Origin of the sequence: Anaeromassilibacillus sp. SJQ-1 (assembly GCF_046693725.1) — a bacterium.
In the GTDB taxonomy this organism is placed as follows: Bacteria; Bacillota; Clostridia; order Oscillospirales; family Acutalibacteraceae; genus Anaeromassilibacillus.
On record NZ_JBKEIV010000010.1, the window covers coordinates 103,462 to 127,216 of the forward strand.

Genomic DNA, 23,755 nt, shown 5'->3' on the forward strand with positions numbered 1-23,755 from the left:
GTTCCATCATGACTTTAAGGAGGAATTCCAGTGAAGGTAACAAAAGCCGTCATACCCGCAGCCGGTCTGGGCACACGCGTGCTTCCGGCCACAAAATCCATGCCGAAGGAAATGCTCCCCATTGTGGACAAGCCCGCTATTCAATATATTGTGGAAGAAGCTGTACACTCCGGAATCACGGACATTCTCATCATCACCAACCGCGGCAAGGGGCTGATCGAAGACCACTTCGACCGTGTCCCGGAATTGGAAGCACGTCTGACGAGCGGCGGGCCGGAAAAAGAAAAGATTCTAAAAGAAATTGTCGATATTTCGCATATGGCAAACATCTATTTTGTCCGTCAAAAAGAGACGCGCGGCTTGGGCCATGCTGTAAACTGTGCGCGTTCCTTTGTCGGAAAGGAACCGTTTGCCGTCCTTTATGGCGATGATGTAATCATCGGTGAGGACCCGGCCTGCGGCCAATTAATCCGCGCCTACGAGGAATTTGGCCTTGGTGTGTTAGGCGTAAAAGAGGTCACACCGGAAGCGATCACCAAATACAGCTCTCTAAAGGTGGACCCCATCCACGACAATTACTATAAGTGTACGGACATGGTGGAGAAGCCCACGCCGGACAAGATTTTATCCTTGTTCTCGATCTTGGGGCGTTGCGTCCTTACACCCGATATTTTTGATATTTTGGACAACACGCAACCCGGCGCTGGCGGTGAAATCCAGTTGACTGACGCAATGGGCACTATGGCCCGCAGCAAAGGGATGGTTGCTGTGGATTTTACCGGTACTCGCTATGACATGGGCAACAAGCTGGGAATTATGCAGGCCTCTGTCGAGGTGGCACTGCGCCATCCAGAAATCGGGGATGCTTTCCGCGCATATCTGAAAGAAATCAGCAAAAGTCTGTAAAATTTTAGTTGACTCGTTGTTCTTTGACTGATATAATAGGTTTGTTAGCCATATAAGTGGCTTTCTATCCTTGCCCCGGATTTTTATGCGGGGCCTAATGTCCAAAAGGAGGTGCAACACAATGCCAGAAGTAACAAATTCCTATGAGACCGTTTTCATTCTTTCCACTAAGCTGGGAGAGGACGGCATCGCATCCTTGGTTCAGAAATTCAAGGATCTGATCGCTGCTAACGGTACGGTCGAAGCAGTTGACGAGTGGGGCAAGCGCAGACTTGCTTATTTGATCAACAAAGAGGCGGAAGGTTATTACGTTCTGATCGACTTTACGAGCGTTCCTGCCTTCACCGCAGAGCTGGACCGTATCTACAAGATCACCGACGGTGTTCTTCGTTCCTTGATCATCAAGAAAGAACCTGAAAAGGCAAAGAAAGAGTGATTGAAATGCTCAACGTTGCTGTTTTGATGGGCCGCCTTGTGGCCGATCCCGAATTGCGTCATACGGCCAACGACATTTCTGTGACGAGTTTTACACTCGCCGTAGACCGTTCGTATGTAAAATCCGGCGCTGACCGGCAAACCGATTTCATCGATATTGTGGCTTGGCGTAATACAGCGGATTTTGTATGCAAATACTTCCGCAAGGGACAGTTGGTTGCTGTACAAGGGTCAATTCAGACCCGTACGTATACGGATAGTCAAGGCAACAAGCGCAAAGCTTTTGAAATCGTTGCGGACAACGTCCATTTCGCTGAACCCAAACGCGACTCCTCCGGTGGAGGCAGTTATGCTGGCGGGAATTACGGCGGAGGCAACTACGAGAACAATTATCACTCCAGAACAGAGCCGATCCCAGAACAGCCCGCCCCCGCTTATACAAGTGGAAATACGGGTGATTTTGAGGAGATTCCCTCTGACGATGATCTGCCGTTCTAATCCTAAATGATCGAAAAGACTGAAAAAGGAGGTTTCCGTTATGGCATATGGTGATAGACCCGAGCGCGAAAATCGCCGTCCGGGTGGGCGCAAAGGCCGCAAGAAGGTTTGCAGCTTCTGCGTAGATAAGATCGAAACCATCGATTATAAGGATGTCGCAAAATTGCGCCGTTTTATCTCTGAGAGAGCAAAGATTCTGCCCCGCAGAGTAACCGGCACTTGCGCGCGCCATCAGCGTCAACTGACTGTGGCAATCAAGCGCGCCCGTCATCTTGCGCTGCTCCCGTTTAGTAGCGACTGATAAAATTAGAATATCGCAGGCCCCATAGGGCTTTGCATAAAAAGGATGCGGGTGCGTTGCGCTCGCATCCTTTTTGTATTATCCCGCATGAAGCCATATTCCTTGGTAATCAACGGGGAATCCCTTTTGGAACAGGAGTCTTACTATGTTAATAGATGCACATATCCATATGTTTTCAGAAAAAATTGCGCAAAAGGCGCTGACCAATCTTTCCAATATCTGCAAAAGTCCCTACTTTACAAACGGTACTCTCACTGATACAAAAGAAAAATTACAAGATTGGGGGGTCGATGCCGCTATAGCAATGAATATTGCCACTAAGCCAAGTCAACAGACGATCGTCAACAACTGGGCTGCATCCATTGACGACCCTGTGATCTATCGTTTCGGATCCGTACATCCAGATGCTCCGGATGCACTGGATGAGCTACAGCGGATCAAGGATCTCGGTTTGTACGGTGTAAAGCTACATCCCGACTATCAGGATTTTTTTATTGATGATCCCAAAATGTTTCCCATTTACGATGCCATCTCTTCTCTTGAATTGCCGGTAACCTTCCATACCGGTTGGGACCCTCTCTCTCCCAATCAGGTCCACGCGACACCACAGGCTGTTGCCAAGGTGGTCAAGCAGTTTCCACATATGACAATGATCGCCGCACACATGGGAGGGATGGCCCGTTATCAGGAAGCAGAAGAATTTGTGGCGGGCTTGCCGTTATTCATCGATACCGCGATGTCCGCCCGCCTATGTTCTCCGGAACAATTCGAACGCCTTGTGTCCAAACATGGTTCTGAACAGGTTTTGTTCGCCAGCGATTGTCCCTGGAGCCGTTCCTGTGATGAATTTGCATTCATTGAGCGAACACATCTCTCCGATCGTGAAAAAGAAAATATTTATTTTAAAAATGCTCAGCGTCTGTTAGGGCTGACCCCCTGATATTTCATTGTTTTTTACATTCATCGGCAAACTGAAGCTTTTCAAACGGAAAACGGTCGAGCAGCTAGTCCGTATTTAGAAGCCTTGGCTTTCACCAGGGGGCATCCTTTCCCAGTTTTCTCCTCTATCGATTTTGTCTGAACCCATCCAGTTTGCCGATGTTTTTCCTATTATCAAAGGTACATAGTCATGGATTCCTGTTAAACTGTGGGCTTGTGAACGAGCCATTAGGGTTTCCTATTGGCAAATCCTCTCCAATAAATTCCCTCGCATTTGCAGTTCCACAATCCCCATAAACGGAAGGTTTTATGTACCAGCGCAGAAGCCTTTTGATATGAGACGATTGCTGTTGATTTGTCACATTGCCTGGACGCGTAGGGGCTCTTATTCTCTCCAGCAGAGCTATGGGTCCCCCTTTGGGTATGTGCCAAACTGTTGGACTTACTATACCTCTACCTTTCTTGTTGCAATAGGACTTAACAACCCTATTATAGTGTTTGGTGAGTTTTTGCATGACCGTGTATCTCACATCCGTATCCAGGGTTCTCTGTTTCCCTCCGCTCAACTGTATAAGGGCTTAAATAGAAACAGACAAGCTGAAATGAAATTTGTTTCAGCTTGTCTGTTTCTATTTTCCATTTTTATTCTACAAGTGAAATCGAAGCATCTTGCTGAGAAGATGTTTCCGATGATTCAGCAGACAGTAACTCCGGGTTTTCTGGCCCTTCGCTGATTACGATCACAACCTGGGCCCCATAAGGAAGTTCCTCTCCCTCTTCCTTGCCCTGATAGCCAATTGCATAACCCGCTGGTATCGTATCGCTGTACGCTTCCGCCTTCGTTGGGACAAATCCCGCAGCTGTGACCGTTGTCGAGGCGTCTGCAAGCGTTTTTCCGATAATTGAGGGAAGCGCTCGAATCTCCGGCCCTTTGCTTACCACTACAACGATGGAGCCTCCCCGATCCATCTCCTCGCCGGGGGCAGGCGATTGTGAGATCACTTCCCCCTCTGGAACTGCATCGCTGAACTCCTCCGATGAACGGAGAATTTGATAATCTGCACCAGAAGAGGTGACCTCTACCAAAGACGCATAGCTTTGACCAACCAGATTCGGCGCCTCCATCTTTTCATTCTGCAAGGCGGAATCGCCGGGACTCATCCGCAACATTGCCGCTTCTTCGCTGTTGTTTGAAGCAACGGGATCACTGGACTCCGTCTCCATATCAACTTCGGCAGAAACCTGGCTTTGTGAAAAAGGTCCTCCATAGGAAAGCCAAAGCACTCCAACCGCTGTGAAAAGAACCAACGCCAACACACAGGGAACCAACACCCACGCAGCAGTATGCTCCTTCTTCTTAGGAGGCTCCGTAGGTTCCATTCCTCCCAAAAGTTCAGGCCCTTCGATCGTGGCTGTAATAGTCGGAGCAGCGGAAAGTTCCGCACGCAAACGTTCAAAAGTAGATGTACGTTTATCCGGCATCACCTGTAATGCGTTTGCCAACGCAGTCACCACATGCGGAGGAATTGTCCGCAAAATATTGGTGGGGATCAACAGCCGTGGGTCTGTGCGCCGTTTAAGCGCATCCTGTGGCAGCTCTCCAGTCAAAGCAAAGAAAAGCGAAGCTGCAAACCCGTAGACATCCGTCGACTCATCCGGCACGTATCCCATCACATACTGCTCTATAGCTGCACACCCCGGCGTCAGGTCAGCGGGCAAATCGGCGTCTGCCCTTCGAACTGCTGCAATGGAAAAGCTCCCTAAAACCATTCTCCCATCCTTGAGAATGCGCAATGTATCCGGAGAAATTCCTAAATGGCTGACCTTGGCCGCATGCATGGTACTTAGTGCGGAAAGAACCGGCATAAAGAGCTGCCGCGCAGCATTCCAATTGAGATTTCCTCCACTGCGCTCCACATAATAGCGAAGAGGGATGCTTTCATGCCACTCCGATACCGTATAGGCTGTGTGGTTCTCTTCAAAAATGTCATAGATCTGTATAATCGTAGACAACTCCCGCAAATGAGCAATCTCACGAGCGCAACTTAAAAAATCCGCCAAGTATTCATTGAAGGCCACTTCGTTCCCTGATTGGACTCGAATTTCGGCTTCTCCTTCCACACGTTCGCACAAACTCTGTGGAAAAAACTCTCGCAGTTCTACAGGAATACGCAATACCATATCATATCCAATATAGGTCATGCCTTCACCATTGTTGGTTTTCACGCACCCAACAATATATCGATCCTGCAATACAGCCCGCAGAGGCAAAGCATGCGGCGCCTGTGGCTCACCGGCCTGGCAGCCGCAATTGGGACATTCACTTTTTCCGGCTGTATCAGACATACAGTTCATGCACAGGTTCTCGTAACCAGCCATGTCGTTTCCTCCACTTTTCACGAAACCGCATGGGCGGGCAGCCAAACATTGCCGCCCGGTCTTTCATCCCCTTCAACTGTTTGTTGAGAAAGATTTACGGAAAGGTTTTAACCCATCCCAACGGTTCCTAAACTTTATACCATCTATTGTTGCTGAAAGAAACCGTTTTTATTCCTCGTCGTCTTCGTCTGCGTTCTCCCAGTTGTGCCACACATTCTGCACATCGTCGTTGTCCTCTAAAGCATCCAGCAGACGGCGCATCTTCGTGATCGCATCTTCATCCGTTAACGTCGTATAGGTGCTGGGCACCATCTCCACCTCAGCCGAAACGAATTCATAGCCCTTCTGCGTCAAATCGTCCAATACGCCACTGAAGTCATCCGGCTCGGTATAAATCTCAAATACATCCTCGTCTGCCTGGAAATCCGCAGCGCCCGCCTCGAGGCAATCCTCCATTACCTTGTCCTCTTCCAGTCCCTCGCGCTCAATTACCAGCACGCCCTTCTGGGAAAACATAAAGGAAACGCAACCGCTCGTGCCCAGGTTTCCGCCAAATTTGTCAAAATAATGGCGCACATCTCCCGCTGTACGATTGCGATTATCTGTCAGAGTCTCCACAATGACAGCAATACCGCTCGGACCATACCCCTCGTATGTAATGTTCTCGTATTTGGAGTCGTCCCCTTCTCCCGCTGCCTTTTTGATGATACGCTCAATATTTTCATTCGGTACGTTGGCCGCCTTTGCCTTTGCAATGCAATCCTTCAATTTGGAATTGGAAGCCGGGTCTGGGCCACCGCCCTCTTTCACTGCCACAGCCAGCTCGCGGCCGATCTTTGTAAAGATCTTTGCCTTTGCACCGTCTGTCTTCTCCTTTTTCCGTTTGATGTTGTTCCACTTCGAATGGCCTGACATAGCAAATCCTCCTGCTTCTTCAAAATGGCTGGCAAGAAAACCGCCTTCCTTAAGAAGGCTTCCAGCCCATTATGTTTTACACGTTTACAATACTTTTTTATCATATCATATTTTTCCCTATCTGACAAGATATTCACAACTGATGAAGGAATTCTATCCATAGGATTTGAGAACAAAACCCATCCTTTATATCAGCGTCCTACCATCACAATACTTGCATTCTAACATATCGCCTGCGGCAAAAAAGAGTCTGGGCAGATAGGGCTCTGTTTTAGTAATACACTTTGAATTGGAACATTCCACAGGATGGGAGGATTGGGTCGGCGGCTTTTTACGCTTATACTGGGGATTCATCAACATGCTGAAAATCAGTGCCATGCGTGCATACATACCATAGACTGTCTGCTTGAAATATGCCGCACGTGGGTCGTCGTCCACATCCGGCGTGATTTCATCCACACGCGGCAACGGATGCAGCACCTTTAAATCCTTTTTACCCATATTCAGCTTTTCCCGGTCCAACACATAGACGCCTTTTTGCGCTTCATACTGCTCCCGGCTGGCAAAACGTTCCTGTTGAATGCGCGTCATATAAAGTACGTCCAACATCGGCATGGCCTCGCTCAGGCTTGGAACCTCCACATATTTACAGCCCGCGGCATTCATAAAGTCCTTCACATAATTGGGCAGGGCCAATTCCGGGGTTGAGATCAGTACAAAGGAGTTGTTGTGATACCTCGTCATGGTTTTAATCAGCGAATGCACGGTACGTCCATACTTGAGATCGCCACAGAGACCGATACAAAGGTTGTCCAGCCTTCCCTTTTCATTATATAAGGTAACCAGATCGGTCAATGTTTGCGTCGGATGCAGGTGCCCTCCATCCCCCGCATTGATTACTGGAACACGCGAATACATCGCTCCAGCCTCTGCTGCCCCCTCCAACGGATGGCGGATCACCAAAATATCCGCATAACCACTCACCACGGTCACGGTACTCCTTCAAGCTCTCCCCCTTGCTGACAGAGGAACTCTGAGGATTGTCAAAGCCGATGACCTCGCCCCCTAGGCGGAGCATCGCTGTCTGAAAAGACATCTTGGTCCGGGTGGAGGGTTCATAGAACAAGGTCGCCATGATCTTTCCACGGCACGATTCGCAGTATTCCTTTGGATAATTTCGGATCTGATTGGCCAGCGCGATCATTTCCCCGATTTCTGCTAAGCTGGATTGATCCAGATCAATCATATTGCTGATCTGTACAATACCACCTAGTTTGCTGAGTTTGACTTCACCGCGCAATTTGCTGATATCCAAGCATACCACCCCATTCTTATTTTTACCATTCTATCACCCTTTCCCGTATTTTACAAGCGTCTTCCCGTCAAAGCGCACAGCATGGCCAGATATTGACAGGCCGAATTTCACAGAACGTCTCTTGACAATTCCCCTGCTTTTTCGTAAAATGTGTTATCAGATATTTAATATAGTTAACATTTTCACGAGTGGTAGCCGCATGGAGACTGTGGCTACAAAGCGGCTAAAAAGCCAGAAGAGGGTGTCATATTGAAAGTCGGTTTAGACGTCGGTTCCACCACTATAAAGTGTGTCGTTCTCGACGACCAGAACAATATCGTTTATAAGTCCTATGAACGCCATCTTTCACAGATTACGGAGAAGATGAGCGAATTGCTCACCAAAATACGCGATGAGGTCATCCATGGCGAAGAAGCGCAAATCACCGTCTCCGGTTCTGCTGGAATGGGAGTTGCGGAAACCTGCAATCTCCCCTTTATGCAAGAGGTGTATGCTACACGCATCGCCATCGGAAAGCTGATTCCGAATGCAGATGTCATCATTGAATTGGGTGGCGAGGATGCCAAGATCCTCTTTTTATCCGGCGGAATGGAGGTCCGCATGAACGGTTCCTGTGCCGGCGGTACCGGAGCATTCATCGACCAGATGGCCACCTTGCTGAATATCTCCCTAGATGAGATGAACGAGCTTGCCGCTCAATATGAAAAAATTTATACCATTGCCTCCCGATGCGGCGTATTTGCCAAGTCGGATATTCAGCCACTTCTGAATCAAGGGGCGCGTAAGAGCGATATTTCTGCCAGTATTTTTGCCGCCGTGGCCAACCAGACGATCGCCGGCCTCGCTCAAGGACGGCAAATCAAGGGCAATGTAGTCTATTTGGGTGGACCTCTTACCTTTTTATCCGGGCTACGCGATGCATTTGACGCCGCGTTGAAGGTAAAAGGGCTTTGTCCGGAGAATTCTTTGTACTATGTAGCGCTCGGCGCCGCCTTCAGCAGCGCAACCTCTATTGATCTGGAAACGGCTTTGGCGAATATTGCCAACTATGGAACCAAGGCGGCGTTTTTATCCATTGACCCTCTGTTCAACGGCCAAGAGGAGTATGAAGCATTCCGGAAACGCCATGAAGCGTGCCAAGCACAACGGGGGGACATTTCCACGTATATGGGGGAAGCCTATCTCGGTGTAGACGCCGGTTCAACGACGGTAAAGACAGTCTTGCTGGGAAAAGACGGCGAAATTCTGGATTCTATGTATCAGAGCAATTCTGGTAATCCAGTGCCAATTATCCGGGAATATCTATTGAAACTATACCACGATCATCCCCATATAAAAATTCGCTCTTCTGCGGTCACTGGTTACGGAGAAGAACTTTTAAAAAATGCCTTTGGCATCGATTGGGGAATCGTGGAAACCGTCGCACACTTTACAGCCGCCAAGCATTTTCTTCCCGATGTCGATTTTGTCATTGATATCGGTGGACAGGACATGAAGTGCTTTAAAATCCGGAAAGGCGCTATTGACAACATCTTCTTAAACGAAGCCTGTTCCTCCGGCTGCGGTTCCTTCCTGCAAACTTTTGCCAATACTTTGGGTTATAGTATCCAAGATTTTGCAAAGCTCGGTCTATTCGCAAAGCATCCGGTAGACCTGGGTTCCCGCTGCACAGTCTTTATGAATTCGTCGGTCAAGCAGGCACAAAAGGACGGTGCAACGACAGAGGATATATCCGCAGGCCTTTCCGTCAGTGTGGTCAAAAATGCAATTTATAAGGTTATCCGCGCTTCTTCTGCGGAAGAATTGGGAAAGAACATCGTTGTTCAGGGAGGGACATTCCTGAACGACGCGGTTCTGCGTGTCTTCGAAAAGGAACTCGGCGTCAATGTGGTTCGCCCGGACATCTCCGGACTGATGGGTGCGTATGGCGCAGCGCTTTATTCTATGAAGAAAGCGGGAAAAGCCAGCTCGCTGCTCTCGTTAGAAGAACTGGAAAACTTTACACACGAGGTCCGCGTAACTTCCTGCGGACTGTGCAACAATCATTGCCGTCTGACCATCAATGTCTTTGGTGGAAACCGCCGTTTCATCGGCGGCAACCGCTGTGAAAAGCCTGTAACAAAACGGGCCAACACAAGCGAACAAAATATGTATGCCTTTAAGTTGGAAACCCTTCGTTCCTACCATCCACAGGAGGGACCTCGCGGAAAGATCGGTCTTCCTATGGGATTAAACTTATATGAACTGCTGCCATTCTGGCACACCTTCTTTACAAAGCTTGGATTTGAGGTTGTCACCTCCCCCCTTTCCTCTCGTGAATTATATATCCGGGGACAGAGTACCATTCCGAGCGATACCGTCTGTTTCCCTGCTAAACTGATGCATGGACATGTCGATGCATTGATTGAGCGTGGCATTCAGACGATTTTCTATCCGTGTATGTCCTACAATTTTGATGAGAAGTTGGGAGACAACCACTACAATTGTCCAGTTGTAGCTTATTATCCTGAGGTAATCGCAGCCAATATGGCAGACTTGCGCGGATTAAACTTTATCCATGATTATGTTGGGATTCACCGAAAGCGTGATTTTCCCAAGAAAATGCATGCCATTTTAGCCCAATATTTTGAGGGGATTTCCTTATCCGAGGTAAAGCAAGCAGCCAAGGCCGCTTATGCGGAGTATGATGCATATATGCAGAAAATCCGCAATAAGGGCGATGAGATGATTGCACAGGCACGTGCTGAGGGCAAGCCAATCATTATTCTAAGCGGCCGCCCGTACCACTTGGACCCGGAAATCAATCATGGCATTGACAAGCTCATCACCAGTTTGAGCGCCGCCGTCATTTCGGAGGATGTCATCAGCGCCAAAGAAACAAAATTTCCAGTTGGTGTTCTAAACCAGTGGACGTATCATGCGCGTTTGTATGCGGCTGCCGAATACATCGGCAACCAAAAGGATATGAATCTTGTACAGCTTGTCTCCTTTGGCTGTGGTGTGGACGCCATCACGACGGATGAAGTACGCAGTATTTTGGAATCCCACGGAAAGATTTATACGCAGATTAAGATTGACGAAATCACGAACCTTGGCGCAGTGAAAATTCGACTGCGCAGCCTGTTCGCCGCTCTGGAGGGCTAGGACCCATCCGAAAGGAGAATACAATGGCAGAATTAAAATTCGATAAAAATGGTCGTCTCCTATTTACGAAGGAGATGAAAAAGGAATACACCATTCTGTGCCCGATGATGTTGCCCATTCATTTTGAATTGTTTGTGGACGTATTTCGGAGCTATGGCTATAAAGCAGAACTACTGACCACCAGCGGTCCCAACATCGTACAAGAAGGGCTCAAGTATGTGCATAATGATACCTGCTATCCCGCTCTATTGGTCATTGGACAGTTCATTGATGCGCTTAAAAGTGGAAAATACGATCTGGACCGCACAGCACTTATCATCACTCAGACTGGCGGCGGCTGCCGCGCCAGCAATTACATCCATCTGTTGCGCAAAGCCTTGCACAAGGCTGGGTTCGATCAGGTTCCGGTTATCTCCCTGAACCTATCCGGTTTGGAACATAATCCAGGCTTTTCCATTACGCTCCCGATGATCCGAAAGATGGTCGCTGCTGTCATCTATGGCGACGCGCTGATGCTTCTGGACAACCAAGTAAAGCCCTATGAAGTTGAACCTGGCGCCAGCAAACGTATGGTGCAAAAGTGGACGGCAGAACTTTGTAAACAGTTCCGGCAAAGCGAAGGTATGGGATTGAAAAAAGAAGAGGCGAACCTTCTGCGCATTGTAAAAGATTTTGCCTCCATTCCGATCAAAAAAACTCCAAAGATCAAGGTGGGGATTGTCGGAGAGATCTACGTCAAATATGCTGCATTTGCCAACAACCATCTGGAGGATTTTCTAGCAGAACAGGGGTGTGAGGTCAATGTCCCTGGCTTGATGTCCTTCGTTCAGTTTAAAGTGGACAATCGTTTGGAGGACATCAAACTCTATGGCGGTAGTAAAGCAAAGTACGCTGTGGTCAACCTTCTGATGGAATACGCTACTAAGATGCAGGACGCACTAATTCGCGCCGTCAAGACAGAGCCAAAGTTTTACGCTCCTGCCTCTTATGAGCATATCAAAAGCCTTGTTAAGGGTATAATTGGCTACGGAGATAAAATGGGCGAGGGCTGGCTGCTCACGGCAGAAATGTTGGAGCTTTCAGAAGCTGGATATGAAAACATCGTTTGTGCACAGCCGTTTGGGTGTCTGCCCAACCATATCTGTGGGAAAGGGATGATCCATCGTCTTCGCGAAGTGGCTCCAAATTCCAACATTGTTCCGATTGATTATGATCCCAGTGCCACCCGTGTCAACCAAGAAAACCGCATTAAGTTGATGCTTGCGGTGGCCCGCGAAAAATTAGCAGCCCAACAGGGGCAAAAGATGGTTAAATAGTATCCTTTTATTCAAGCAAAAAGATAAAAAGCAGCAAACGAGTTTCGTTTGCTGCTTTTTGCTGTTAATCCCTTACTACTTTCAAAATCCTGATACTCTAATGGACGCTCTTTTCAGCTTCCATACACACCAATGCCTATTTTAAGAGTTCTTCACCGAACCGAGCAAGAAGGGACAAAACCAAAATTCCCATGACTATCTCCCTGGTTTTACTTACTACCAAGTTCATTTAATAAAGCCACAGTAATATCTTTTGCAATCATTGAGGCTTTGGCACAGTTTTCTTCAAAATTGTCAATTCCACTATATGCAGCTGTGTCCGTAACACATCTGATTGAAATAAACGGTATGCTGTTCACGTAACACACATGAGCAATACTTGCAGTTTCCATGTCCACCGTTAAAGGGGTGAATTCACTATTGATTTTTTGCCTTCCCTCATCGGTTATAAAGGATTCCCCTGTAACCATCCGTCCCCAAAACACATGTCCTTCTTGTCGTAATTTTTTGACGGCAACTTTAGTTAGTTCTATCAGTTCACGATCTGCTTGAAAAAAAATCGACTTCATCCCAGGATGAAATTCCGTCAAAATGTCGGCGGCAACATCATGGTAGCAAACTTCCGTAGAAATCACTGTATCAAATATTTCAAGTTTAGGATCCATTCCGCCCGCTGTCCCAGAATTAATAATCATATTTACACCGAATAGGTCTATTAAAATTTGTGACGCTATGGCGGCATTTACCTTACATACCCCCGAAAACAAAGCAACAACTTTGATTCCTTCTACCTGTCCTTCATAGAACCTCAGCATGGCCCTTTCAGTCACTTTACAAACGTTTAATATTGGCAAGAATGGCTCAAGCTCTACATCTCCAGCACATACGATTCCAACTTTCACGACTACTACCCTCACAAATTGAAATGTGTTAGGTTTATTATACAATTCAATTTGACGTATTTCAACAGATACAAATCAGTAAAATCGACGAAATCTTTTCGGAGACAATGAAGGTAAAAGGATTTTGAAAGTACCCAACAATCTTTGTCCCCTTTACATATTCACATCACTCTGTAGTCCGGTAATCTCTTGTCCACCACGCCGTAGTTGAATTTCTACATGCACTTCATAACCTGCTTCAGCCATTTCTTCATTCCAATTTGTCCCATGTTGTTTCCAATAGCTTGGATACGTTTGATACACACGACGGCCAAAATTGAAGATATCGCTGTGATTTTCCTGTATGCATGCAGCAATGACCTCTTCGCAGTTCTGCTTGAGCTGCTCTTCCAGGAGTTCTCCTACCTCTTCATACATTTTATTATCCAACGACCTGCCACTCGGCATATCTGCTGCGCCAATGGTCGCGCCACCTTTTACCTCAATCAGAAAATGCAGAGTTTCTCCTGCAACTTGGGGCGTAATTTGGGTCTTTGCTTCTTCCAGCTCCAATGTAACCCGTCCAATCTCCGGTGACTCGACCACTGCAGTCCCATTGCGCAATCTTCCATTTAACAACAACAGGCCTCTGGTTTCCCGCTCATCTAAATCTGCAACCAGCTGATCTCCGGAAAACACTGCTGTACCACTGGAAACCACCGCCTCGCCTTCTTGCCGGACAATGGGAAGATAGGGAGAAGACCCTTCGCCACGCAGCTGATTGATGACATCCAAAGTCTCTGTCTGAACAGTCTCCCCATTGTACCTCCCGCCCTTGGCAAGTTCCGCAATATCACGAGCCTGCATGTACTTGCCATCCTCTTGTTTGGTACTGAGGATTTCTTCTGCAAGATGGTCTGCCATTAAAATATTGACCGTAGGATGGGACTCCGGATAACGGATAAAAAAGTCCATCACATGGCTGAGCCCTTCTTCTGCACAGCTGCGTCCCAACACTAGAATCAAACTGTGACTATACAGCGGTTTTTTCCCATTAAACAGCGTAACCGCATTGAGTGCATCCATTGCGGAATCTCCCTCGCCCTTTATAATGGTTACCACATTCTCTTCCTGATTGCTTACCTGTGTTACTTGGACGGTTGCCCGGTACGTCCCAGATTCATAGTCAATACCGATTCCCTGTATCAGTGAACGTTGACTTAATTGTACTTGATAACTACATCCCTGTAGGAAGAGGAACGATGTCAGCATGAGAACCACCACCGCTGTCCGTATAATGGACTTTTTCACGCTTCTCCCTCCCCTTCCTGCGTTTTTGCAGGAATTCTTTTCTTTTTCCGTACCAAATCAATCAGTAATAGAACCAATGGTATCCCAACCGCTGCTGTAACCGTGATTGTAAACAGAAGAGGAACCCCATAAAAGATTTTTTGTAACGGCAACGATCGTGTCACAGTTATTGAAAGAATTGCTACCAGTGAAGCAGCTATAGGCAAAGCAATCCGGCTAACTTTCTTATTGGCTACTTTTCGCAAGCATGCCATAAACAGATAGGCATCTGTAGACATCTGGATAAAAAGCCCTGCAACCCAGATAGTGATAAATACCACATCCAGACGCTCTAATACACCTGCATCCGCCAGAGAGGCGGCTGTATAGACCGGGAACAACTGGTTCTTCAGGTAACTTCCCCCTACGCCAATCATTCCCAACAGTAGGAAAATCATCAAACCATAGATGCTAACATTCCAAATGCAAAACTTTAATTTTTTCTTTCCATTCACCCGCGGAAGCAACAGGGCCATCGTGGTAAATCCTGTGCTGCGTGCCAGAAAGAGTGTTGTTCCAACGATCGTCTGCTTAGGGCCATTATATAGAAAGGGATCATAGTTAATCATCTGAATTTTGGGCAGTAAGGCCACGCCGATCCATACCATCCCGATAACGATAATTGCCAATGCAAAACCCGCGGTGCGCGCTACGGCTTCAATCCCTTGATATGCCGCATAGCACACTACTGCGATAAACGTCAAGGCGATTAACCAAACCGGCATCAGCGGTTCCATGATATTGTTTAAAAAAATCTGGAAAAAGGAGAGATAATAGCTGTCGATCGCCATGAAGTATAGCCCGTAAAATACGGCCAGCAGAATTAATCCCGGCTTTCCTACCAGCCGTTCTCCGCTGTCCAAAATGTTTTCCTGTGGATTCCGGCGATGCAAAAAATAAAGCGGAAGAATCAGGACAAAATTCAGTCCTAACGCCAACAGGGCGGAAAGAATATTATCCATCATATTCTCTCCACCACCTAACAAAGTGTTATGCGTAAGCATAATTACACTTCGATTGACAAATAAGATGGCAAAGAGCTGTCCTGCACTGATACAATATCGTTTCTGCGTCATAGTTGCTTCCCTTTTTGATCTGAATTTTTAATTTCGGAACCGGGCATGTTTTGTACCATTTCAACATCCCTGGCAAGAACACGCCAGCTTGCGCGGATAAGGACGTCGCGCATACTGCGAAGATGGAAAGGTGAGATCGGAGCGCTGTATGGAATCCGATAGACCATCTCCGCACAAATGTTGACCAACAATACCATCAGACACAACGCCAATCCCCAGAAGCCCAGGGTACCGCCTACTATAATGAATATGAAACGCATAATCGTAACCGGTCCGTAGAGGTTGGGCGTTACGTAGGATGCTGTAGCCGTCAATGCAATCACCATCAAGGTAGGAGCCCCTACTAGGCCGGAGGTCACCGCCGTTTCCCCGATGACCAGTGCGCCAACAATACTTACTGCATTGCTGAGCGGTTGCGGTACACGTAAACCAGCTTCACGCATAATCTCATAGAGAAAATGGATTACAATCGCTTCCAACATCACAGGGAAAGGGGTTGTTGCTTCGGACTGCGCGATCTTGAGCATCAACGCTTCTGGAAGCAATTCTGGGTGGAACGTTGTTGCGGAAACATAAAATCCCGGTAAAAATACCGCCAAAAAGAATGAAAAAAACTTTAGCCAACGAGTAAATGTGGCGTAAAAAGGACGGAACGCATAGTCATCAAAGCTCTGAAAATTTTCGATGAACAGATGTGGAACGATTAGAACATTGGGAGTTCCATCGATAATAACCGCCACTCGGCCCTCATTGATCTTTCCGCATACTGTGTCCGGCCGCTCCGACAGTCCGACTCCGCTGAAAATAAAATGGCTGTTTCGCCGTACCAGCTGTGGAGAAATATACCCCGCAGCCAACACCGTATCGATCTGTAGATCGTTTAATCGCTTTCGTACCTTGCTAAGAACTCCTGGAGACACTGAATCCCGCAGATAGCACAGACAGATATTGGTTTTGCTTTCTTTTCCCACCGTAAATATCTCAAATTTGAGTTTTGGGGTGTGCATTCTCCTGCGGATCATGGACATATTGATCAAAAACGGTTCTACAAATCCCTCCCGTGATCCACGTTGCGTCACTTCGTTCTGTGGTTCGGAGATCCCTCGGAAGGAAAAACCCTGTACACTAAAAGCCATCATACGGATACATCCGTCGATTGCAAGCAGAGCGAAACCATTCATCAATTTCTGCATCGCAGCGTCGTATGTGTCCACCTCTGCCTGATCCACTGTCGCCAATGTATTGTCACGAATGTACTCAAATTTTTTGACCGGGTCTTGGTCCAGTATGGTTGCATGCATGATTGGATTCATGATTCCTTGTACAATCACCTGCTTATTAACCATCCCTTCCAAGGTAAGAAGAGCCGCATCTGTTCCGGTGATTTGAAATTGGCGCACAATAAAGTCAGCGCTTCCATCAAACTGCTGATTAAAATAGGATAAGTTTTCTTTTAGAGAAGCTGTCATCATCGCAATCACCTCATCACGGTTAACTTTGCCAAACTTGCTTCTATTTATGCATGAGAATCCTTTGGCCAAATGCTTCGCATAAATCGTTTGAATCAGTCCATACTGAATATGGAAACAAAACTTCGAGAGAATGGTGGCATTGCAATGATTATTTCTCTTATTCGTACCCTGCTGCTATACATAGTGATTATTATAGCAGTGAGGCTTATGGGCAAACGCCAGATCAGTGAACTACAGACCAGCGAGCTGGTGGTAACCCTCCTGATCTCCGACATTGCGGCAATTCCTATGCAGGATACCGGACAACCATTGGTGAGTGGTTTTATCCCCATTGCAGTGTTGGTGATGTGTGAAATTGCCGTCTCTGTTCTCATGCTTAAGATTCCAAAATTCCGTCGCTTGGTCTGTGGAAGGCCGATTGTTGTTATTAGCGATGGACGGTTGATTCAATCAGAGATGAAACGCCTGCGTATGTCTACGGAAGATTTAGGCGAGCAGCTTCGTCAAAAAAGTGTTTTCAGCTTGGAGGATGTTGCTTATGCCATCATCGAAACGAACGGCAAGCTTAGTGTAATCAAAAAGCCGGACAAGGAGACTCCAACCGCCGGCATGATGGGAGTCGCCCTCCCAAATACGGGGATTGAAACCGTAGTGATCAGCGATGGAGTTATCTCTGAATTTGCGACCAAACTCTGTAATAAAAGTTCCGAATGGATTCTTGGTATTCTTCACGCCAAGAATATCAAGCTGGAAGATGTGTTCATCATGACAGCCAACACAAAAGGAGATTACAATATCATTCCGAAAGAAAAGGAGGCGGTATCATGAGACGGCTCTGGGCCGCAGCAATTATATTAGTGATTCTGCTTGCCCTCTGTACCTGGGGATTGAGCACAACCATGAGCCTATCGGATGAATTGAATCACACGTTACAGGAAGCTTATACCGCCGCAGAGGAAGGCAATCTTGTCCGCGCGCAAGAGTTGAGTAATGAAGCACAAACCCATTGGAAGAAATTCCATCGGATTCTGTCCACATATATTCAGCACACACGTTTAGAAGAAATCGATCTATCCCTTGCATCTTTATCCCCACTGTTACAACATGGAGCCGTGGATGCGTTCAGTTCCGAGTGTGCTCGTACTGCCGCACAAATTGCCAGCTTGAGAGAGGCCGAAATGCCTATTTTAGAGAATATTTTGTAGTTTTTCCTCCTTTCTTTTTCATCCTATCCTAAAAAGGACTGTCCTGCTGTATATTTATCAGCAAGACAGTCTTTTTTCTGATATTTATAAATATCACCGATAATGCATTCTATTTTTATATATTTATGCATTGATTTCACTTATAAACAGCATCAAAACTGGAATTGAGAAAACCATGAAAAACACTACAAAAATTTACGACCTAGGACGAATTGGTGCAGAGGTGTTCCCCCAGTTCCCCTTTTGCCTTTATCACAGCGCGGATTTTCTTGCTTGTATCTTTGCATATCATTTGTTCAAGATGGGTTCTGACGGGTGGGCTTCAACATACTTCGCGCAAGATGGCTCCTCAAAATATCGAATCGCAGGAAGCCCTTTTCCCAACAACAATTTTCTTTATGATGTTAAAAAATCGGTCTATTCGTTTGGGGAATTGCTAAAAACACAAAAAATGCAAGTGGAATTGCCTGTATTGTGTATTTCCCTATGTTTATTTTTTCGGGGGCAACATTCCCTTACCTCCCTACTGAGAAGAAAAGGCGAAAATGAACCATTCCGCAGAATATAAGGAGCGATCGAGAATATGTTTCCCGCCTTTTGTAAAGTCGTTCTCTGCAAAGCGGCATTTAGCGCATATCGGGATTTTGGACGGAAGCAGAAGCAGGAAGTATCTTTTGATTATCTAATGTCTGAAACACCTTTTAAACCTTTTACAACAGACAACTACTTTAATCGTGCGATAAACTGACCGCCTTTGTCGTGCAAGGACAAGAAGTTATGACGGTAAGCAGAAGATTAGCAAACACATTATGCAGATTTCCGGTGCAAAGACACATTGTCCTACTTTTTTCTTGGCTATACGGACGAAAAAGTTGGGAACATGCATGGGCACAACAGAAGCACAGCAAATTACTAGAAGTTGGTGGTATCAAAATGGCTAAGAAAGGAATAGGAGAAAACCGAGCATGAGGAATAAGAAGCTGATACCCTTTGAGGTAATCGAAAAAGCCCTTGACGGAGAAGGGGAAGAGGTAGACGCAGTATTGCAGCGCTATGCCAAACGTATCAAATATCTGTCAACCTATCAAGGGCATCATATCAACGATGATATACAGAACAGGTTAAAGGTTAAACCGGTTGAAACCTTATTGAAGTTTCGCTTCAACCGATAGGAGGTAGCAAAAACAGAAAAAGCTATCAAGGGTAAACTCATACCCTTGACAGCTTTTGTGTCTTTGCTTTTGGGATGTCAAGAGGACGAAATCAGTAAACTGCTTTCGCCCTCAATTTATTATGGGATTGTTACGCAGTAGAGATTGATTTTCCTTTGATTTATGGGGGATTCAGAACGTTAAAATAACAGAGTAAGTTTTTTGTCTGCCCTTAAAAATCGGCTTCTATTGCGTAACAGGAAAGAAAAGGCAGGCAAAAAGCAATTACTTCTTACCCGTCTTTCTTTGCACTCTGTATGGCTGCTACCCTTTTATCCGTTTGTTGATACTTGTCATGAGTAGCTACCGAAAAGCGCCATCCTTTTTGATTTTTCATGGTGCTCTACGCGCTTTTAACATGCGATCCAGTTCTTCCTTGAATGTTGCAATATCTTTAAATTCCCGGTACACAGAAGCAAAGCGTACATAAGCTACTTCATCAATATTTTTTAGCTTTTCCATCGCATATTTTCCAATCAAGCTGGATGGAACCTCTCGATCCAATGAATTTTGTAAACTCCCCTCGATCTCATCCACCAGCCGTTCCAAAGTATCGATGGAAACCGGTCGTTTCTCACAAGCACGTAGAAGACCATTCAACAATTTATTGCGGTCAAAACTTTCACGGGATTTATCCTTTTTAATCACAATGATGGGAACCGTTTCAATCACCTCATAGGTCGTAAAACGTTTGCCACATTTTAAGCATTCCCTACGCCGCCGAATGCGTTCTCCTTCGTCCGTAGGGCGAGAATCGATCACTTTACTTTCATCATAACCACAATACGGACATTTCACAGCTATAACCCCTCCACAACAAATTTTGTATGGTTTTATCAAATTGTAGCATATTTGTAAGAAAAAATGCAAGCCGTTTTATATGAATATGGTGTATTTTTCCTTCATGTCAGCTGTTGGACAATCTCTCTCGCTTCCTGTAACTCTGTAAGGTTTGAAAAGTTTTTCCGATAAACCTCGATAATCAGATCGCCTTGGTAATGAAACTCCAGCAATAGATTGCGAAACCGCTGGAAATCAACCGTCCCCCGTCCGGGAAGCAAACAGTCATAGCCGGGTGCGTTGTCGTTGATGTGCACATGGATGATCCGTTCTCCCATGGCTTCACACATCGTGAAAGGGTCTTGCCCTGCCCGCACAGCCTGTTTCAAATCGATGACAAAGGCACATTCCTCTCCAAGATAGTCGCGCATCCGGCGGATAAATCCTGGCGACTCACTGCGGAATTTATTGACATTCTCCTGCGCTACTGTGATACCATAGCTCTGCCCCAGTTCGAAAAGGGCTGCATATCGCTCAAAATAGGTCGATTCCGAAATGTTGGCGCTGGCATAGTCCCGCTGGCCATGTAGCACAACGATGGATGCCCCCAAGTGGTTTGCTGCTTCAAAATAATGCTTATAAAACTCCAAACTATCCTGAAAACGCCGTTCATATTCGGAAAATAACAAAAAGCCTTCATAACCAGATGTAAACGGATGTACCGACTTGATCTCTGCCCCATAAACATCTGCCATTGTTCGCAATTCACGCAGATAATTTGGCGTAAACTCTGAAAAGGTATTTAAAAACACTTCAAACAACCGGAAATCCATTGAAAGCAATGTCTGAAAGGAACGTTCCAATTCCAACGGATATAAACAGGCCGTGGAAATTCCCATTCGCATGATTGATACACCTCATCTTCCTACTGCTAACTATGAGCCATACTTTACAAGAAACTACTGTATCCTTCGAAAATATAAAGTAATTTTTCATCTAATTTTGATTCCTTAAAGGATTGGTCAACTAAAAATACCCGTTCATATTTTGTCAGCCTATGCTTACACTGCGATGTTTATTATACCATTCGTCCTTCAAAAAAGCCAGGTTAATCGTATAGAAGTCCGCACATACTAATGAAAAAAAGAAAGGCGGCATAAAACGATGGTACAAAATCAAAATGTTCAACTTTTAAAAGAGTTATATCAGGCTTCTCATATGGGGATCGAGGCGGCCAATCTGGTCACTCCCAAAGTAAAGGACGAAGGCCTTCGCGAAGAGATTGAACGGCAGCGTCAGACTTACAAAGGCCTTGCGGTCAAAACAGAACGTATGCTGGCAGAGGCCGGAGAAACCCCGGACCCCGAATCCGCCATGAAAAAAGCGATGCTCTGGGGTTCCGTTCAAATGAATACGCTTATGGATTCCTCTCCAACTCATATTGCTGAAATGATGATCAATGGGACAACTATGGGAATTGTAGATATGACCAAAAAACTCAATCAGCTCGATGAAGCCGATGCCGGCGCAAAAAAACTTGCAGAAGAATTTATTCGTGGACAGCAGAAATCGATTGAAGTATTAAAGCAGCATCTATCTTGATTTCACGCTTTGAATTCTTTATAATGGTAGGGAACGCCCATTGGCGTTCCCTATTTTTATGGCCAGGCCACCTGGCCTGCAAAAGGAGAATTTTCATGGCTTTGCTGAGTGCAAGCAATTTGAATAAATCCTATGGAACCGATTTAGTATTTCAAAATGCCTCCTTTGAAATCCAGGAAAATGACCGTGTCGGTTTGGTGGGCGTCAATGGTTCAGGAAAGACAACGCTGTTTAAGATTCTAACTGGGGAGATTGACGCGGATCGTGGCGAAATCTATCAGGCAAACGCCACCGTGTTGGGCTATATGGAGCAGCATGTCTGTCGCGATTTGGAACGCAGTGCATATAGTGAGGTTCTCACGGTTTTTTCCAGCCTTCTGGCAATGGAAAAGGAACTGGAAGAAATCAATCATGCATTGCAAGCACATCCTTCCGACGAACTGATTGACCGGCAAGCGCTCCTCAACGACCAATTTGTCCGCCAGGGAGGGCTCACCTGCCGGGCACGGGCACGTTCTACTCTTTTGGGCCTTGGTTTTGACGATGAGCAAATGGGAATGCCGATCGGTGTGCTGAGTGGCGGCCAAAAAGCAAAATTGCAGTTGGCTAAAATGTTGCTCTGTGGCGCCAACCTCCTACTTCTGGATGAGCCAACCAACCATCTGGACATTCCATCCGTGGAATGGCTGGAAGATTTTCTTCGCGCCTATTCAGGCGCATTTATCGTTATCTCACATGATCGATATTTTCTGGACCGCATTACAAACCGTACCTTCGAGATGGAAAATCACAAACTAACCCTCTATAAGGGGAACTATACCAATTATCTCCGCCAAAAGGAAGAGGACAACCTCGCGGTCCAGCGCAAATATGAGAATACAACGCGCGAGATTCACCGTTTGGAAGGGATTGTCGCACAACAGCGGCAGTGGAACCGGGAAAAGAATATCAAGACAGCAGAAAGCAAATTGAAGATGATCGAACGACTGGAAAGTACATTGGAGCGTCCAGATGAAGAAGTCGAATCCATCCACTTTGATTTTGGAATCCGGCAGCGTGGCGGCAATGATGTGCTTTCGGTGGAAAATTTGTCCCTTTCTTTTGGAGAGAAAAAGCTCTTCCAAGACGTCAATATGCATATTCGCCGCGGAGAACGGGTTTTTTTAATCGGCCCCAATGGTTGCGGAAAAACCTCCCTTTTCAAGACCCTTTTGGGGATAAATCACCCTACAAAGGGAGAAGTTCGCTTTGGCGCAGGAATCGAGACGGGATATTACGACCAGATTCAGGAAGGCCTTCATCCCGAAAAGAACGTATTGGATGAAATATGGGATAGCTATCCTCAGATGACGCAGACAGAAATCCGAAACGCTTTGGCAGTCTTTCTCTTTAGAGGAGAAGATGTATTCAAAAGTGTTGCCTCGCTCTCCGGCGGCGAACGTGCGCGTGTGTTATTGCTTCGTTTGATGCTCTCGCGCGATAACTTTTTGCTTCTTGACGAACCGACCAACCATTTGGACATCGGTTCCTGTGAAGCGCTTGAAACCGCTTTGCAAAGTTACGAGGGCACATTGTTGATTGTATCGCACGACCGTTATCTCATCAATAAAATAGCAGATCGCGTCTATTTCTTAGACGAAACAGGTGTGAAGGAATACATCGGAAACTATGACAGTTATCTGGAAAAAGCCAAGGCTACTGCCGTTCAGGAAACCCAAAAAGCCGCTCCGAAAGTAAACGCGTATAAACTTCGCAAAGAGCGGGAGGCTGCTATTCGCAAAGATCGTGCGGCTTTGCGCCGCCTGGAAACACAGATTGAGGAAACCGAACAGGCCATTGCAAACACAGAGGCAGAACTTGAGAATCCAGAAGTAGCAAGCGATTATCAGGCTACCATTGAGCTTGCGCAAAAATTGGAAGAATTGCGCGTGAAAAATGATGAGCTATTTCTCGAATGGAGTACCTTGAGTGAGAAATTGGGGGAATAGAGCTCCCTTATAAGAAAAAGCTCAGCCGGTTGGCTGAGCTTT

General features: G+C 46.3%; 20 protein-coding genes and 2 pseudogenes. 13 read left to right on the plus strand and 9 right to left on the minus strand.

From position 1 onward, the window contains the following. Positions 1-30: 30 nt before the first annotated feature. From galU to ACGCCZ_RS03510, 5 genes are all read left to right on the plus strand, one after another. A complete protein-coding gene (gene galU, locus ACGCCZ_RS03490) occupies positions 31-906 on the plus strand; it encodes a UTP--glucose-1-phosphate uridylyltransferase GalU (protein ID WP_085531956.1) in 876 nt (291 codons plus the stop codon). 121 nt (positions 907-1,027) lie between these two features. After that, on the plus strand, positions 1,028-1,342 hold the full coding sequence (gene rpsF, locus ACGCCZ_RS03495; protein WP_054323636.1) for a 30S ribosomal protein S6: 315 nt from the start codon (positions 1,028-1,030) through the stop codon (positions 1,340-1,342). A 5-nt stretch (positions 1,343-1,347) separates the two neighbouring features. Then, positions 1,348-1,839, plus strand: coding sequence for a single-stranded DNA-binding protein (locus tag ACGCCZ_RS03500; protein WP_054323637.1), 492 nt, complete (start codon positions 1,348-1,350; stop codon positions 1,837-1,839). Between the two features lie 40 nt (positions 1,840-1,879). Beyond that, positions 1,880-2,140, plus strand: coding sequence for a 30S ribosomal protein S18 (gene rpsR, locus ACGCCZ_RS03505; RefSeq protein ID WP_054323638.1), 261 nt, complete (start codon positions 1,880-1,882; stop codon positions 2,138-2,140). Between the two features lie 145 nt (positions 2,141-2,285). Further along, complete coding sequence (locus ACGCCZ_RS03510) at positions 2,286-3,080, plus strand: amidohydrolase family protein (protein WP_411655298.1); 795 nt, start codon at positions 2,286-2,288, stop codon at positions 3,078-3,080. A 641-nt stretch (positions 3,081-3,721) separates the two neighbouring features. Here ACGCCZ_RS03510 and ACGCCZ_RS03515 read toward each other — a convergent pair. The 3 genes and pseudogenes from ACGCCZ_RS03515 to pyrB form a co-directional block, all read right to left on the minus strand. After that, positions 3,722-5,458, minus strand: a complete 1,737-nt coding sequence (locus tag ACGCCZ_RS03515) for a PASTA domain-containing protein (protein WP_054323639.1) — start codon at positions 5,456-5,458, stop codon at positions 3,722-3,724. A 168-nt stretch (positions 5,459-5,626) separates the two neighbouring features. Further along, on the minus strand, positions 5,627-6,373 hold the full coding sequence (locus ACGCCZ_RS03520) for a YebC/PmpR family DNA-binding transcriptional regulator (protein WP_054323640.1): 747 nt from the start codon (positions 6,371-6,373) through the stop codon (positions 5,627-5,629). 186 nt (positions 6,374-6,559) lie between these two features. Beyond that, positions 6,560-7,619, minus strand: a pseudogene (pyrB, locus tag ACGCCZ_RS03525) (aspartate carbamoyltransferase). Positions 7,620-7,937: 318 nt separating this feature from the next. On the opposite strand from pyrB, the gene ACGCCZ_RS03530 reads away from it, so the two are divergent. After that, entirely contained in the window at positions 7,938-10,832 is a 2,895-nt protein-coding gene (locus tag ACGCCZ_RS03530) for an acyl-CoA dehydratase activase-related protein (RefSeq protein ID WP_411655299.1), read from the plus strand. Between the two features lie 23 nt (positions 10,833-10,855). Further along, positions 10,856-12,148 carry a 2-hydroxyacyl-CoA dehydratase gene (locus ACGCCZ_RS03535; RefSeq protein ID WP_085531944.1) on the plus strand — a complete coding sequence of 431 codons (1,293 nt, stop codon included), beginning with the start codon at positions 10,856-10,858 and terminating at the stop codon, positions 12,146-12,148. A gap of 209 nt (positions 12,149-12,357) precedes the next feature. Here ACGCCZ_RS03535 and mtnN read toward each other — a convergent pair whose 3' ends face one another. The 4 genes from mtnN to ACGCCZ_RS03555 form a co-directional block, all read right to left on the minus strand. Further along, positions 12,358-13,050, minus strand: coding sequence for a 5'-methylthioadenosine/S-adenosylhomocysteine nucleosidase (mtnN, locus tag ACGCCZ_RS03540; RefSeq protein ID WP_411655300.1), 693 nt, complete (start codon positions 13,048-13,050; stop codon positions 12,358-12,360). Between the two features lie 153 nt (positions 13,051-13,203). Then, the gene (locus tag ACGCCZ_RS03545; RefSeq protein ID WP_085531940.1) at positions 13,204-14,340 is read right to left on the minus strand and encodes a Ger(x)C family spore germination protein; all 1,137 of its coding nucleotides are present in this window, start codon (positions 14,338-14,340) and stop codon (positions 13,204-13,206) included. Further along, complete coding sequence (locus ACGCCZ_RS03550) at positions 14,337-15,455, minus strand: GerAB/ArcD/ProY family transporter (protein ID WP_054323644.1); 1,119 nt, start codon at positions 15,453-15,455, stop codon at positions 14,337-14,339. Before ACGCCZ_RS03550 ends, ACGCCZ_RS03545 begins: the two co-directional genes overlap by 4 nt. Continuing rightward, the gene (locus tag ACGCCZ_RS03555) at positions 15,452-16,927 is read right to left on the minus strand and encodes a spore germination protein (protein ID WP_411655301.1); all 1,476 of its coding nucleotides are present in this window, start codon (positions 16,925-16,927) and stop codon (positions 15,452-15,454) included. The genes ACGCCZ_RS03550 and ACGCCZ_RS03555 overlap by 4 nt, the downstream gene beginning before the upstream one ends. 87 nt (positions 16,928-17,014) lie before the next feature. On the opposite strand from ACGCCZ_RS03555, the gene ACGCCZ_RS03560 reads away from it, so the two are divergent. The 4 genes and pseudogenes from ACGCCZ_RS03560 (at position 17,015) to ACGCCZ_RS03575 (ending at position 19,304) form a co-directional block, all read left to right on the plus strand. Then, the gene (locus tag ACGCCZ_RS03560) at positions 17,015-17,755 is read left to right on the plus strand and encodes a DUF421 domain-containing protein (RefSeq protein WP_411655302.1); all 741 of its coding nucleotides are present in this window, start codon (positions 17,015-17,017) and stop codon (positions 17,753-17,755) included. Then, complete coding sequence (locus ACGCCZ_RS03565; RefSeq protein ID WP_054323647.1) at positions 17,752-18,132, plus strand: DUF4363 family protein; 381 nt, start codon at positions 17,752-17,754, stop codon at positions 18,130-18,132. The genes ACGCCZ_RS03560 and ACGCCZ_RS03565 overlap by 4 nt, the downstream gene beginning before the upstream one ends. Before the next feature lie 411 nt (positions 18,133-18,543). Next, positions 18,544-18,660: pseudogene (locus ACGCCZ_RS03570) on the plus strand (ABC transporter permease); the annotation flags it as partial. Between the two features lie 437 nt (positions 18,661-19,097). After that, positions 19,098-19,304: a helix-turn-helix domain-containing protein gene (locus ACGCCZ_RS03575; protein ID WP_054323649.1), complete on the plus strand. Its 207-nt coding sequence runs from the start codon at positions 19,098-19,100 to the stop codon at positions 19,302-19,304. A gap of 372 nt (positions 19,305-19,676) precedes the next feature. Here ACGCCZ_RS03575 and nrdR read toward each other — a convergent pair whose 3' ends face one another. Together nrdR and ACGCCZ_RS03585 are read right to left on the minus strand one after the other, a co-directional pair. Continuing rightward, positions 19,677-20,141, minus strand: a complete 465-nt coding sequence (gene nrdR, locus ACGCCZ_RS03580; protein ID WP_054323650.1) for a transcriptional regulator NrdR — start codon at positions 20,139-20,141, stop codon at positions 19,677-19,679. Positions 20,142-20,245: 104 nt separating this feature from the next. After that, positions 20,246-21,028 (minus strand): sugar phosphate isomerase/epimerase family protein, encoded by a 783-nt coding sequence (locus tag ACGCCZ_RS03585; protein WP_152918319.1) that lies wholly within the window; start codon positions 21,026-21,028, stop codon positions 20,246-20,248. Positions 21,029-21,287: 259 nt separating this feature from the next. Here ACGCCZ_RS03585 and ACGCCZ_RS03590 point away from each other — a divergent pair, with 259 nt between their 5' ends. Continuing rightward, the gene (locus tag ACGCCZ_RS03590; RefSeq protein ID WP_054323652.1) at positions 21,288-21,725 is read left to right on the plus strand and encodes a hypothetical protein; all 438 of its coding nucleotides are present in this window, start codon (positions 21,288-21,290) and stop codon (positions 21,723-21,725) included. Between the two features lie 95 nt (positions 21,726-21,820). Then, positions 21,821-23,713 (plus strand): ABC-F family ATP-binding cassette domain-containing protein, encoded by a 1,893-nt coding sequence (locus tag ACGCCZ_RS03595; protein WP_085531932.1) that lies wholly within the window; start codon positions 21,821-21,823, stop codon positions 23,711-23,713. The last annotated feature ends 42 nt before the right edge of the window (positions 23,714-23,755 follow it).